This is a genomic window from Thalassospira mesophila, assembly GCF_002115755.1.
Lineage (GTDB): Bacteria > Pseudomonadota > Alphaproteobacteria > Rhodospirillales > Thalassospiraceae > Thalassospira > Thalassospira mesophila.
Map to the genome: position 1 here is coordinate 410,647 of NZ_JFKA01000001.1, position 13,014 is coordinate 423,660.

General features: G+C 55.5%; 12 protein-coding genes and 1 riboswitch. Of the genes, 6 read left to right on the top strand and 6 right to left on the bottom strand.

Going from position 1 to position 13,014, the window contains the following annotated elements; all coding sequences use genetic code 11:
- Nucleotides 1–324: 324 nt before the first annotated feature.
- The 3 genes from TMES_RS01920 (at nucleotide 325) to amaB (ending at nucleotide 4,485) form a co-directional block, all read left to right on the top strand.
- Complete coding sequence (locus TMES_RS01920) at nucleotides 325–1,512, top strand: NAD(P)/FAD-dependent oxidoreductase (protein ID WP_085579788.1); 1,188 nt, start codon at nucleotides 325–327, stop codon at nucleotides 1,510–1,512.
- Nucleotides 1,513–1,602: 90 nt separating this feature from the next.
- On the top strand, nucleotides 1,603–2,904 hold the full coding sequence (locus tag TMES_RS01925; protein ID WP_085578901.1) for an aspartate aminotransferase family protein: 1,302 nt from the start codon (nucleotides 1,603–1,605) through the stop codon (nucleotides 2,902–2,904).
- Between the two features lie 81 nt (nucleotides 2,905–2,985).
- Nucleotides 2,986–4,485 carry an L-piperidine-6-carboxylate dehydrogenase gene (gene amaB, locus TMES_RS01930; RefSeq protein WP_085578902.1) on the top strand — a complete coding sequence of 500 codons (1,500 nt, stop codon included), beginning with the start codon at nucleotides 2,986–2,988 and terminating at the stop codon, nucleotides 4,483–4,485.
- Between the two features lie 463 nt (nucleotides 4,486–4,948).
- Here amaB and TMES_RS01935 read toward each other — a convergent pair whose 3' ends face one another.
- The 5 genes from TMES_RS01935 to TMES_RS01955 form a co-directional block, all read right to left on the bottom strand.
- The gene (locus TMES_RS01935; RefSeq protein WP_085578904.1) at nucleotides 4,949–5,548 is read right to left on the bottom strand and encodes a superoxide dismutase; all 600 of its coding nucleotides are present in this window, start codon (nucleotides 5,546–5,548) and stop codon (nucleotides 4,949–4,951) included.
- Nucleotides 5,549–6,001: 453 nt separating this feature from the next.
- Complete coding sequence (locus tag TMES_RS01940; RefSeq protein WP_245835164.1) at nucleotides 6,002–6,307, bottom strand: hypothetical protein; 306 nt, start codon at nucleotides 6,305–6,307, stop codon at nucleotides 6,002–6,004.
- Between the two features lie 512 nt (nucleotides 6,308–6,819).
- On the bottom strand, nucleotides 6,820–7,458 hold the full coding sequence (gene thiE / locus TMES_RS01945) for a thiamine phosphate synthase (RefSeq protein ID WP_085578906.1): 639 nt from the start codon (nucleotides 7,456–7,458) through the stop codon (nucleotides 6,820–6,822).
- Nucleotides 7,455–8,267, bottom strand: coding sequence for a hydroxyethylthiazole kinase (gene thiM, locus TMES_RS01950; RefSeq protein ID WP_085578908.1), 813 nt, complete (start codon nucleotides 8,265–8,267; stop codon nucleotides 7,455–7,457). The genes thiE and thiM overlap by 4 nt, the downstream gene beginning before the upstream one ends.
- Before the next feature lie 68 nt (nucleotides 8,268–8,335).
- Nucleotides 8,336–8,459: riboswitch (TPP riboswitch) on the bottom strand.
- 146 nt (nucleotides 8,460–8,605) lie between these two features.
- On the bottom strand, nucleotides 8,606–11,005 hold the full coding sequence (locus TMES_RS01955) for a Tex family protein (RefSeq protein ID WP_085578909.1): 2,400 nt from the start codon (nucleotides 11,003–11,005) through the stop codon (nucleotides 8,606–8,608).
- A 184-nt stretch (nucleotides 11,006–11,189) separates the two neighbouring features.
- Here TMES_RS01955 and TMES_RS23235 point away from each other — a divergent pair, with 184 nt between their 5' ends.
- The 3 genes from TMES_RS23235 (at nucleotide 11,190) to TMES_RS01970 (ending at nucleotide 12,210) form a co-directional block, all read left to right on the top strand.
- Nucleotides 11,190–11,483 (top strand): DUF1674 domain-containing protein, encoded by a 294-nt coding sequence (locus TMES_RS23235; RefSeq protein WP_245835165.1) that lies wholly within the window; start codon nucleotides 11,190–11,192, stop codon nucleotides 11,481–11,483.
- Between the two features lie 95 nt (nucleotides 11,484–11,578).
- The gene (locus TMES_RS01965) at nucleotides 11,579–11,806 is read left to right on the top strand and encodes a type II toxin-antitoxin system Phd/YefM family antitoxin (RefSeq protein WP_085578911.1); all 228 of its coding nucleotides are present in this window, start codon (nucleotides 11,579–11,581) and stop codon (nucleotides 11,804–11,806) included.
- Nucleotides 11,806–12,210, top strand: a complete 405-nt coding sequence (locus TMES_RS01970) for a type II toxin-antitoxin system VapC family toxin (protein ID WP_085578913.1) — start codon at nucleotides 11,806–11,808, stop codon at nucleotides 12,208–12,210. The genes TMES_RS01965 and TMES_RS01970 overlap by 1 nt, the downstream gene beginning before the upstream one ends.
- Nucleotides 12,211–12,237: 27 nt before the next feature.
- On the opposite strand, the gene rpe is transcribed toward TMES_RS01970, so the two are convergent.
- A complete protein-coding gene (rpe, locus tag TMES_RS01975) occupies nucleotides 12,238–12,906 on the bottom strand; it encodes a ribulose-phosphate 3-epimerase (RefSeq protein WP_085578915.1) in 669 nt (222 codons plus the stop codon).
- Nucleotides 12,907–13,014 lie beyond the last annotated feature (108 nt).

Consider the following 13,014-nt stretch of genomic DNA (forward strand, 5'->3'; position numbering starts at 1 on the left):
AAGCGCCCTCGCGCCGCCCGCGTGATGATTGCAAGGTTTTGATAGCGATAAAATGGAAAGATGCGGCACACGGTCTGCCGTTATGTTTCCTGTGGGTATCGCATCTGTCATGGCCCCTTTGGCCTTCGTGGTTTGGCCCCACCAACCCCGTGACATACCCGGCACGATCACGTCGCAAGTCCGCTTTTCGGGTCGAAAAACATCGGCTGTTTTACGGCCAGGTCCCATCGGCATAAGATGGGACGCATAACAATAAAACCAGTGAAATTTGGGCAAACCAAGGTTTGTTTTGAATTCGTTATCATTATCGGGAAGTTGGCTTTTATGGGTGTGAGCGGCGAATTTTACGATGTCATCATTGTTGGCGGCGGGGTTATTGGCTGCTCGGCGGCGTGGCATCTTTTGGGGCGCAATGATTTTGATGGCCGGGTGCTGGTGATCGAAAAGGATTCCAGCTATGAATTTTGCTCGACCGCTCTTTCTGCGGCCTCGATCCGCCAGCAGTTTTCAACCCCGATCAATATTGAAATGTCGGGTTATGGCATTGAGTTTTTGCGTAACCTGAAACGCGATGTGGACCCGGATGCGGATATTGCCCTGCATGAAAAGGGGTATCTGGTGCTTGCCACCCCTGATGGCCGCGATATTTTAACCCATAACCATCAAACCCAGTTGGCCCACGGGGCCGATATTGCCTGGATGGAACCAGGTGAGCTTAAGGCGAAATACCCGTGGATGAGCGTTGATGATTTATCTGCCGGTTGCTGGGGGCGCACCGGCGAGGGCTGGTTTGATGCCTATTCCCTGCTGCAAATTTTTCGTCGTCAGGCCAAGCTGCGTGGGGCGGATATCGTGGAGGGTGAAGTTTCAGCCCTTTTGCGCGACGGTAACCGTGTTACCGGCGTGACATTGGCCGATGGGCGGCAATTTAGCTGCGGCACTGTCATTAATGCCGCTGGCACCGGGGCGACCAAAGTGGCCCGCATGGCCGGGCTTGATATCCCGGTTGAGCCGCGCAAGCGCTGCATTTTTGTTTTTAACTGCCGCGATGCCGCCGATATTGTGGCCACATGCCCGATGCTGATTGACCCAAGCGGCCTGTATTTTCGCCCCGAAGGCGACTATTTCATTACCGGCATTCAGCCCCCGGCGGATCGCGATGGTGAATGCTGGGATTTCGAAGTTGATCACAGCCTGTTTGACGACATCATCTGGCCGGGCCTGTATCAGCGTTGCGAACGGTTTGAAGCGGTTAAAGTGATTAATTCCTGGGCCGGGCATTATGCCTATAACCTGCTGGATCAAAACGCCATTGTTGGCCCGCATCCCGATGTCCCCAATTTTCTGTTTGCCAATGGTTTTTCCGGCCATGGGTTGCAACAAAGCCCGGCTGTGGGCCGCGCGCTGGGCGAACTGGTGGCAACGGGGCGCTATCAAACGCTTGATATGTCGGTGTTTGGTTATCAGCGGGTGCGCGATAATGCCCCGGTGCGCGAGCTTAATGTGATCTGACGTTACGATATAAAAACAAGCCTTGTGAAACAGGAAACAGAACGGTTTTGCCTGTGCCGTTCATCCCAGATTTAACCGGAGCCACCGACCATGCCCCGCGATGATATTGCCGTTTCATCAAGCCTTGCCAACCGACAAAAACAGTCGGTTGCGGCCGGCATTCGTACCTTGCACCCGGTTTATATCGACCGGGGCGAAAATGCCGTGGTGTGGGATTGTGATGGTAAACGTTACCTGGATTTTGTGGGTGGCATTGGCGTTTTAACGCTGGGCCATCGCCACCCGGCAGTAATGGCAAAGGTCGCCGCCCAGCTGGACCGCTTTACCCATAGCTGCTTTAACGCGCTGCCCCATGAACCCTATATCGCCGTGACCGACTGGCTGGCCGACCATTGCCCGATCGAAGGCCCGGCAACATCGATGTTGACCAATTCCGGGGCCGAGGCGATGGAAAACGCCCTGAAGCTGGCGCGGGCCTTTACCGGGCGCAGCGGTGTTATTGCGTTTGACGGCGGGTTTCATGGCCGCACATTGGCGACTTTGGCGTTAACCGGTAAGGTTGCCCCTTATAAAGTCGGGCTGGGTGTGCTTCCGGGCAATGTGCATCATGTGCCATATCCTTGCCGTGAAGCCGATATATCAGATGCGGATGCGCTAGCCGCAATCGCCCGGATATTCAAGGTTGTTGCCGAACCGCAATCAATTGCGGCAGTGGTGATTGAACCGGTGCAGGGCGAGGGCGGATTTCGCACCTGTTCGACCGCGTTTTTGCAAAGCCTGCGTCATTTGTGCGACCAGCACGGTATGATTTTAATCGCCGATGAAATTCAGTCCGGCTTTGCCCGTACGGGCAAACTGTTTGCCATCGAACATGCCGGGGTATGCCCCGACATTGTGGTGATGGGCAAGGGAATTGGCGGCGGTTTTCCGCTTGCCGCCTTAACCGGGGCGCAAGATGTGATGAGCGCGATGGCACCGGGCGGCCTTGGCGGCACCTATTCGGGCAATCCGGTGGCGTGCGCGGCGGCAACCGGCGTGTTCGTGGCGCTGGAAAACGAAAATATCCTGTCCCGGGCCAATCAACTGGGTCAGCGATATGTGGATCATGTTGAAAAACTGCGCCTGTTGCCGGGCGGACATGTGATTGGGGCTGTGCGTGGCATTGGTGCCATGCGGGCCTTTGAACTGGTTAATGATGACGGTGCGCCGTCACCCAAACGACTGCAAACTTTATTGCAACTGGCCCGTCAGAACGGGCTATTGTTAATGCCAAGTGGTGAATATGCCAATGTGGTGCGTCTTTTAGCACCCTTGACGATCCCGTTTGATCAGGTCGATGAAGCGTTCGAGATTATCGGGCGTCTTTTACCGGCCCTTGCCGATGTGCAATAAGCGCACCAAGGGCCGCAAGACAAAACAGGACGTTAAATTGGCAAATCACCCCAACAGAACCAAAAGGAAAGGGAGCTTATTGTGAGCCATGCAAAGATACTGAGCGAACTCGGCCTGACCGATGATGTCATTTCGGGTGGAACCTTAAAGGTCCAGACCCCGGTGGATGGATCGGAGATCGCGAGCATTGCGCAGACCGACCCGGCAGCGATGAGCGACATCATTGCCAATGCGAAACGGGCGTTTTCACAGTGGCGTCAGGTGCCTGGTCCGCGCCGCGGTGAACTGGCCCGTTTGCTGGGCGAAGAACTGCGCGCCGCCAAGGAACCGCTTGGCCGCCTTGTTGCCCTTGAATGCGGCAAGATATATCAGGAAGGTATGGGCGAAGTTCAGGAAATGATCGACATTTGCGATTTCGCTGTTGGTCTGTCGCGTCAGCTTTACGGTTTGACCATCGCGTCCGAACGTCCGGGTCATAAAATGATGGAAAGCTGGCATCCGCTGGGCGTGGTTGGCGTTATTTCTGCTTTTAACTTCCCGGTTGCGGTTTGGTCGTGGAACACGGCACTGGCGCTGGTGTGCGGTAATGCCGTGATTTGGAAACCGTCGGAAAAAACCCCGCTTACCGCACTTGCGTGCCAGAACATTTTCCAAAAGGCGCTGGACCGTTTCGGTGACGCGCCCGAAGGTCTGCATCAGGTTGTGATTGGCGCGCGCGACATTGGCGAAGCCCTGACCGACAGCAATGATGTGGCCTTGGTATCGGCCACCGGCTCCACCCGTATGGGCCGCGAAGTTGGTCCGCGTGTGGCGGCCCGCTTTGGTCGCACCATTCTGGAACTGGGCGGCAACAATGCCATGATCGTTACCCCGTCGGCCGATCTGGACATGACGGTCCGCGCGATTGTGTTTTCCGCCGTTGGCACCTGTGGCCAGCGTTGTACGTCGCTTCGCCGTTTGATCGTACATAAAGATGTCAAAGACGACCTGCTGCCCAAGGTGATTGCGGCGTATAAATCGGTCAAAATCGGCGATCCGCTGGCGGATGGCACACTGGTTGGGCCACTGATCGACAAGGACAGCTTCGATAATATGCAGGCCGCCCTTGCCAATGCCAAAAAGGACGGTGGCACAGTACATGGCGGCGAACGTGTGTTGGAAGACCAATATGGCGATGCCTATTATGTGCGGCCGTCTGTGGTTGAAATGCCGGGCCAGACTGACACCGTCAAACACGAAACCTTCGCACCAATCCTCTATGTCATGACCTATGAAACGCTGGAAGAAGCCATTGCGCTTCAAAACGGTGTGCCGCAGGGCCTGTCATCATGCATTTTCTCAACCGATCTTCGTGAAACCGAACTGTTTCTTTCGTCTGTTGGCTCGGATTGCGGGATTGCGAATGTCAATATCGGCCCGTCGGGGGCGGAAATTGGCGGTGCGTTTGGCGGCGAAAAGGAAACCGGCGGTGGCCGTGAATCTGGTTCGGATGCCTGGAAGGGCTATATGCGCCGCGCAACCAACACGATTAACTATTCCCGCGAATTGCCGCTGGCACAGGGGATTAAGTTCGATATCTGATTTGTCTGATCAGACTGGCTTAACCGCGTGATATTCAAACACCGCCGACAGCGATTGTCGGCGGTGTTTTGTATGACGATCATTGCCATTTTGCACACATGGCGTAGAGCATATTTCCTTTAATAAGACCCATTTTGTTTGATTTTGACGTGCCGTTTGGCAAGGCACAGCGTGCCGCGCGATGCGGCGCATCGGGCAAGCGGTGTAACGCCGCCAAATGCCGTCAAAATTAAACCCTACGGGCCCGCGCATTCTGCTGCTCGGCTACGTCGAAATCCTTGTCCGTAACCCCGTTACGCCCTGCGGACTTCTCCTTGTCGAGCAGCAGAATGCGCGGGCAGAATGGGTCTTATTAAAGGAAACATGCTCTAATGGCCGGACGGGTTTTCATTTCTGGCATGAAAAAAGCGGCCCCCAAAGAAGGCCGCTTTCATTCTTAACCGGTTATATCGCTTGGTTTGCCTTAGGCGAAACGCTCGGCGACATATTCCCAGTTTACCAGATTGTCGAGGAATGCCTTGAGGTAATCCGGGCGCTTGTTGCGGTAATCGATGTAATAGGAATGCTCCCACACATCGCAACCGAGCAGCACTTTATGGCCGGTTACCAGCGGGTTTTCGGCATTCGGGCTGTTGGTGGTGGTCAGCTTGCCAGAATCTTTATCCTGCACGAGCCAGGCCCAGCCGGAACCGAACTGGCCAACGCCAGCGGCGGTGAAGTCTTCCTTGAATTTTTCGATCGAGCCGAAATCTTCAATGATTTTCTTTTCGAGTTCACCAGGGATGTTGCCACCGCCATTCGGCTTCATCATTTTCCAGAATTCGATATGGTTCCAATGCTGGCCAACCTGGTTAAACAGCTTGCCTTTGGATTTGTCGGCATAGGTTGCCAAAACCAGTTCTTCGAGCGACTTGCCTTCAAGGCCCGAACCTTCCAGCAGTTTGTTGCCGGTTTGGACATAGGCATTGTGGTGCTTGTCATGGTGGAATTCGAGCGTTTCAGCCGACATATACGGTGCAAGCGCGTCATAGGCATAGGGGAGTGCCGGGAGTTCAAGAGCCATGATACAGTACCTCGAAGTTCATTATCGTTACACGGTGCGGATCGCACAAAGCTTCCGCAACATATCCCCATTTGGCGTTTGTGTGAAAGTTAAATTGCCGTGCAACCTGTTGTTACGCGGTAATTTTGCTTCCAGCCTGCTTAAACAGGGTGCGAAAATTGATCTGTCCGTTCTATCTAGGACAGCGGACTGTTTTCGCAATGGGCAACATCGTCATGCGATGCAACCTCTTTGCGTAAAACACTATGGAACAACAAACGTTCCAGAAAAAATGTTATTTGGTGAATTTTGGTCGATGGATGGCGCAAAACCCTGTTGTGCAAACCGTGGTTCGTAATAGAGCCTGGCGTGAAATTCAGCCCGACGACCCTGTGGCAGGGCGTGCGCCGCCAAAGGTTTGCAAAGCCCGATGTCACGATAAAGACCGCCCGAACGAGGCGGTTGCAGAATTGGTTATTCCTTGTACAGGCTGACCATATTTTGAATGTCGGTGCCTTGACGGATCATGACACCATATTCGCCTTTTTGCAGGCTGCTGATATTAAGCTGGCACGGGAAGCTGCCACAGGTTTTGTTTAAGGCCATGCTGCCATCGGGATAGGTCAAAACGACCTCACCTTGCGGCGCATCGGACTGGACGGTGACCGTATCTGTTACGGCTTTGGGGGCAACCTTGATCGCAGCCAAGGCAGCTGTCGTCACTGACAAAAGACCGATCAGGGCGAGAACCACCGGTTTGCTGCGGAAAGACTTCGACATGGACGTCTCCTCGCAAAATGTCTGGTGCGATAAATCGGCAATGCAAGCAACAGTCTGGCATGTTCCGGTTCGATATATGCCGGGGCAGGCTTTGGTGTTCCTGACGGTGCCTTTGGGCCGGTATCGGCCCTTTTTTATCGTCGTTAATTGCGAATATGTCAGGCAATCAAGGGCTATTCGGGGCACGAATGAGGCAATTCGATGCCATATTTTCAGGTGAAAACAGCATATGGGCCGCGAAAATGCCCGATAACCGCTTGTTTGCGAGGATTTTTGCCGGGATGTTTCGATTTTACGGGTTTTTGCCTTATTTTCGGCCTTATAGGGCCAATTTTGCGAATTAACGGCGTTGTATCAAAGCCAATAATGCTCGTGAAAATAGAGACGCGGGGGTCGTTATTTTAAGCCAGAAGCTTTTTAATCCATATTCAGACAGGCGCCGGGGCTGGCGTAAACACGGGGCGACAGGCGAGGCCTTTGGCCCCGTGTTTGTGGAAATGGCCGCTTGCAGGTTAGGAGGCAGAAGAAGCCGCCAAAATGGCATCGGCGAGGGTGCGGCTGGCAGTTTCGGGGGCCGGTTGGCCGCAAATAGCGGAAACCACGGCCATGCCCTGCGCCCCTGTCGCCATCACGGCGTTGGCATGCTTCGTTTTTAGCCCGCCAATGGCGACGGCGGGAAGCGGGCTTAGCCCGACAAGGTGCTTTAACCCGTCAAGCCCGATGGCGGGTTTGTGGCCGGGTTTGGTTGCGGTGGCAAAAACCGGGCCGATGCCGATATAATCAACGAGGGCCGGGTCAACAGCCTGCATCGCAGATTCCGATTCCACCGACAGACCCAGGATTTTATCGTCGCCCAACTGTTGGCGGGCGCGGGCAACCGGCATGTCATCTTGCCCGATGTGCAAGCCGTGTGCCTTGATGGCAAGGGCCACCTCGATATTGTCATTCACAATCAGCGGCACGTTGCTGCCTGCCATGGCGGCCATCAGGGCGTGACCGATTTTGATCATGTCGTCGGTGTGCGCATTTTTGTCGCGCAGTTGCACCATTGTCGCCCCGCCCCGAATGGCCGCAACGGTGGTTTCGATTACGGAATGATCCCGGCACAGATCACGGTCCAGCACCAGATAAAGCGATAGATCGAAGGTCATGACAGAATTTCAATTCGGGCATTGGTGTTGAGGGTTTCGGGGCTGAGAGCATAAAGCGCATCGATGAAATGCATCATGAAGGTTCCCGGCCCGTTTGCATTTGGCGCAGCATGGGAACCGGCAGCCGCAAAGCTGGCAAGGGCGGCAATCGTCGCCTCAAACGGGGCATCGGGTGCGATGGCAACAAAGGCACCGACCAGTGCAGTCAGCGAACAGCCCATCGCGGTAATTTTGGGCATCAATGGCGATCCGCCGGCAATTCGGACGCTGCGTGTACCATCGGTGACGAAATCAACCGCGCCGGTGACGGCGACCACCGCATTTTGGGTTTGGGCAAGGCTGCACGCGGCGTCTTCGGCCAGTTCAACCGGGTCGCCACTATCCACCCCCTGACCGGCACTTTGCCCGCCCGCAAGGGCAATGATTTCCGAGGCATTGCCGCGAATGATGGTGGGGCGAAGTTTTAGCAAATCAGCCGTGGTGTCGCGGCGAAAGGCGGTGGCAAAATGGGCCACCGGGTCCAGCACCCAGGGCTTTTGCGCCTGATTGGCACTTTGCGCCGCGGCTTTCATGCCATCGACCCATTCGGATGACAGGGTGCCGATATTAACCGTTAACGCCCCGGCAAGGGCGGCAAATTCGCCTGATTCTTCGGGTGCATGGACCATCGCGGGTGATGCCCCGGCCGCCAGCAAGGTATTGGCGGCAAAATTCATTGCGACATAATTGGTAATGCACTGCACCAGTGGCGATGTTTCGCGCAGGCGGGCAAGAAGGTTGGCCGGGGAAAGGCTGGCATCGGTGGTCATGTTAAGGCTCCAATACAAGTATGTTTGGAAACCCAGTTCGAAGCCGGAATGATGGAGAAACGCCGAAAAAGCAGCGTTCACACCCTCCCTACGCCAGTATGAACTGGATCAGGTTCAACGGGTCACTGCGCTGCGGATATGGTCCGTGCGGCAGTTTCTCAGCCCCCTGTCGAGGCTCCCCTTGGTGAAATTGCAAGATGGGTGTTGGGGCGCGATGTGTCAATTGGCTGTTTTCGGGCGGGGAATGTCGGCGACCAAAAAATAACGGCGGGGCGCGTTTTACGTTGCCCCGCCGCCAAGCTTTTAATCTTGCACCTGTTGCCCATGGGCATGTCAGCCTATTTACGGCGTTCCATCGCGGCTTTCAGGGCGGCGGCCATAGCATTGCCACCGGCATCGCCCGCCGACATGTTGGCGCGGGAATTGCCACCCCCACGGTTGGCATCGCGGTTATTGCCGCCGCCATTGCCTGCCGGGCGGCGTTGCGCGCCCCGGTCATTGCCATTGCGCGCGCTGGCTGGTTGGCTGCGCTGTTCGCGGCGGGTTTCTGCCCCTTCGTAATCGGGGTCCGATTTCATTGACAGGCCAATGCGTTTGCGCGGCGCATCAACTTCCATCACGGTCACCGATACGATTTGCCCGGCCTTCACCACTTCACGCGGGTCGGCGACAAATTTGTCGGCCAGTTGTGAAATATGAACCAGCCCGTCCTGATGCACGCCAACATCCACGAACGCGCCAAAATTGGTGACGTTGGTGACCGTGCCTTCCAGCTTCATGCCGACTTTCAAATCTTTGATCTCATTGACACCTTCAATGAATTTCGCCGTTTTGAATTCCGGGCGCGGGTCGCGGCCCGGTTTGTCCAGCTCGGCCAGAATATCGCGGATGGTGGGCACGCCAAAAACGTCATCGGCGAATTTTTCGGGGTGCAATGTTTTCAAAAATGGCGAGTCGCCAATCAGGCTGGCAAGGTCGCGGCTGCTTTCACGGCTGATTTTTTCGACAATCGGGTAAGCTTCGGGGTGAACCGCCGAGGCATCAAGCGGGTTTTTACCGCCCAGAATACGTAAAAAACCGGCGCATTGTTCAAAGGCTTTTGGCCCCAGCCGTTCAACCTTGCGCAAATCGGCGCGCGAGCGAAAGGCCCCGTTGACATCGCGGTAGGTGACGATATTGCGCGCCAACCCTTCGCTAAGCCCGGCAACGCGGGTAAGAAGCGGGATAGAGGCAGTGTTAAGGTCAACGCCTACGCCGTTGACGCAATCCTCGACCACGGCATTAAGCGAGCGGGCCAGTTTTGCATCTGACACATCATGCTGATATTGGCCGACACCAATTGATTTGGGATCGATTTTCACCAGCTCGGCCAGCGGGTCTTGCAAGCGGCGCGCAATCGAGGCTGCGCCGCGCAGCGACACATCGAGATCGGGAAACTCTTCGGCGGCAAATTGCGATGCCGAATAAACCGATGCGCCCGATTCACTGACAATAACCTTGGTGGCCTTGATCTGCGGAAAGGCGTTAAGCAACATGCCAGCGAGCTGGTCTGTCTCGCGCGAAAACGTGCCATTGCCAATCGCAATCAGCTCGATTTTGTGTTTGGCGGCCAATGCGGCCAAGGTGTTGATCGACCCTTGGACATCGTTACGTGGCTGGAACGGATAAACCGTGGCGGTATCGACCAGCTTGCCGGTGGCATCGACCACAGCAACCTTAACGCCGGTACGAACCCCCGGGTCCAGCCCCATGGTGGCTTTTTGTCCGGCCGGGGCGGCAAGCAGCAGGTCTTTCAAATTGTCGGCGAATACTTTGATGGCGTCTTCTTCGGCGCTGTCGCGCAAATTGCCAAACAAATCAAGCTCGATCGACAGCGACAGTTTGACACGCCAGGTAAAGCGCACGGTATCGGACAGCCATTTATCGGCCGGGCGGCCCTGGTTGCGAATACCGACATGGGCGGCAATAACAGTTTCGCCCCGGCCCGGTTCACCGCGCGGGCGGTCTTCGTCTTCGGCGCCCAGGGTCAGTTTAATTTGCAAAATGCCTTCGTTGCGACCCCGGAACAGGGCCAGCGCACGGTGCGACGGGCAGGTTTTGATCTTTTCCGAGTGGCTGAAATAATCGGAAAATTTCGCGCCTTCGGCTTCCTTGCCTTCAATGACGCTGGCGGTAATTTCGCCGTCATCCCACAAAAGCTGGCGCAGGCGGGCAACCAGATCGGCGTCTTCGGCAAAGCGTTCCATCAAAATCTGGCGCGCGCCATCAAGGGCGGCTTTGCTATCTTCGATGCCTTTTTCAGCATCGATAAATTTGGCGGCTTCGGTTTCGGGGTCAAGCTGCGGGTTTTGATACAACCCGTCTGCCAGCGGCTCCAGCCCGGCTTCGCGTGCGATCTGGGCCTTGGTGCGGCGCTTTTTCTTATAGGGCAAATACAAATCTTCAAGGCGGGTCTTGGTATCGGCGGCCATAAGGGCCTTTTCAAGCTCCGGCGTCAGTTTTTCCTGTTCGCGGATGCTGTCAATCACCGATGACCGGCGTTCTTCCAATTCGGTCAGGTACCGCAGGCGTTCATCCAGATTGCGAAGCTGGGTGTCGTCCAGCCCTCCGGTCTTTTCCTTGCGGTAACGGGCGATGAAGGGCACGGTGGAGCCTTCATTTATAAGCGCAATGGTGGCAAGGACCTGTTCGGGACGGACAGAGAGTTCTTCGGCGATACGCTGGGGGATTGAACGCATGGTTTCTCCTTGGTTTTGCTCGTCCGCTTGAAATAGCGGCTTTCACCCCCGGTGGAAAGAGCCAGTTTGCGGCAATCACAAGGCAGCCATCAGAAGCCGGGGCTTGTCGTTGGCGGTCTGCGGCGCTATCTGTTGGGCAGTATTGAAAAACCGCCGCCCCGCGCGGCTTTGATCGGAGGCTCCCATGGCCGGAAAATTCCGCGAAACGGTTATCCATCGCTCGACAGGTTCCGTCCCCAATGCGGCATCGCCTGCAACCAAGGATGACGAAAAGGCAGCAGATAGCACCGTTGCGGGTGCCAGTGACGCGCCCGATATGGCGGCAGATGCACCGGTTTTGTCGCAAGATGCGATTAATGCCCTCGCCGAAGCCAAAGCCTTTCGCGAAGCCGCCCAGCGCGAAATTGGCGGCCCCAAAGGCCCCGAACCCACCCGTTTCGGCGATTGGGAACATAAAGGGCGCTGTATTGATTTTTAATGCCTGCATTGGCTGATTTACGCTGATAGCGTTGTGCAGGTGACTTTGGTGGTAAGGTTAGCTATATTGTTAGCTAACTTTGAAGGGGCGTTGCCATGAAACTGGTAAAAATGCACGATGCCAAATCCCAACTTTCTGCCTTGATCCGGGCAGCCGAGAACGGCGAAGACGTTGTTATTGCCCGGGGAAACGAGCCGGTTGCACGGCTGGTTGCCATTCACAAACATCAGCGGATGCCGGGAATGTTAAAGGGAATGCTTGATATTCCTGCCGGGGTTTTTGACCCGCTTCCCGATGACGAGCTTTCGGCTTGGGAAAATTAATGCAGGTGTTGCTTGATACCCATGCCTTGTTCTGGTGGCTTGTCGACTCGCCGCAACTACCACAGCAGGCGCGTAAAGTGATTGGCGAGGCCGAGACGGTTTTCATAAGTGCGGCCAGCATGTGGGAAGTGGCAACCAAAGTGCGGCTTGGCAAATGGCCATCGATGGTACCTTTGTTATCGCACTATGAAAGCTGGATCGGGCAGGCCGGGTTTGAGCCATTATCGATCAGTTTTCAACATGCGCATCTGGCGGGCGGACTGGATATTCCCCATCGCGACCCGTTTGACCGGATGCTGATTGCGCAAAGCCGGATTGAGTCCATCCCGTTGATCAGCAACGAGGCAATGTTTGACGATTTCGGCGTAACACGCATCTGGAATAAAAGCGGCGATATTCTTTAACAGAAAAACCGCCGTTTTTTTAGGGTATCAGTTCCCGCGAATGGCCTTGATATTGGGGGCATACTGGCTGGGGCCGCCTTTGAAGGTGGCGGAGCCTGCGACCAGAACGTCGGCACCTGCTGCAATCACGTCACGCGCGATTTCGGGGTTTACCCCGCCATCGACTTCAAGGTCGATAGGACGACCGGTTGCGTCGATCATTTTGCGGATGCGTTTGATCTTTTCAAGCTGGCTTGCGATGAATTTCTGGCCGCCAAAGCCGGGATTAACCGTCATCACCAGCACCAGATCGACCAGATCCATCACATATTCGATCACGCTTTCCGGGGTTGACGGGTTCAGCGACACACCGGCTTTTTTGCCCAGCGATTTGATCAGTTGCAGGCTGCGATGCAGGTGCGGGCCTGCTTCGGCATGAATGGTGATAATATCGGACCCGGCATCGGCGAAAGCCTGGATATAGGGATCGACCGGGGCAATCATCAGATGTACGTCAAACACCTTGTCGGTGTGCGGGCGCAGCGCCTTGACCACATCGGGGCCGATGGTGATGTTGGGTACAAAATGGCCGTCCATTACATCAATATGGATGTAGTCGGCACCTGCGGCGTCAATCGCGGCGACTTCTTCGCCCAGTTTGGCAAAGTCGGCCGACAGAATGGACGGGGCAATTTTGATGATATTTTGCGTTGTCATGGCGCAGCACGGTCCTGATCGTAACACAGTGAAAAAAAGCGGGAATTGGCCGCTGCTATAGCGCAAATTCCCGTCTTTGTCACTTAAACCGGCTCCGATTGGCCCTTT

Coding starts and splice junctions, on each gene's coding strand:
- TMES_RS01920 (WP_085579788.1), top strand. CDS start 325: ATGGGTGTGAGCGGCGAATTTTACGATGTCATCATTGTTGGCGGCGGG.
- TMES_RS01925 (WP_085578901.1), top strand. CDS start 1,603: ATGCCCCGCGATGATATTGCCGTTTCATCAAGCCTTGCCAACCGACAA.
- rpe (WP_085578915.1), bottom strand. CDS start 12,906: ATGACAACGCAAAATATCATCAAAATTGCCCCGTCCATTCTGTCGGCC.
- TMES_RS01935 (WP_085578904.1), bottom strand. CDS start 5,548: ATGGCTCTTGAACTCCCGGCACTCCCCTATGCCTATGACGCGCTTGCA.
- TMES_RS01940 (WP_245835164.1), bottom strand. CDS start 6,307: ATGTCGAAGTCTTTCCGCAGCAAACCGGTGGTTCTCGCCCTGATCGGT.
- TMES_RS01970 (WP_085578913.1), top strand. CDS start 11,806: ATGCAGGTGTTGCTTGATACCCATGCCTTGTTCTGGTGGCTTGTCGAC.
- TMES_RS01955 (WP_085578909.1), bottom strand. CDS start 11,005: ATGCGTTCAATCCCCCAGCGTATCGCCGAAGAACTCTCTGTCCGTCCC.
- thiE (WP_085578906.1), bottom strand. CDS start 7,458: ATGACCTTCGATCTATCGCTTTATCTGGTGCTGGACCGTGATCTGTGC.
- TMES_RS01965 (WP_085578911.1), top strand. CDS start 11,579: ATGAAACTGGTAAAAATGCACGATGCCAAATCCCAACTTTCTGCCTTG.
- TMES_RS23235 (WP_245835165.1), top strand. CDS start 11,190: ATGGCCGGAAAATTCCGCGAAACGGTTATCCATCGCTCGACAGGTTCC.
- thiM (WP_085578908.1), bottom strand. CDS start 8,267: ATGACCACCGATGCCAGCCTTTCCCCGGCCAACCTTCTTGCCCGCCTG.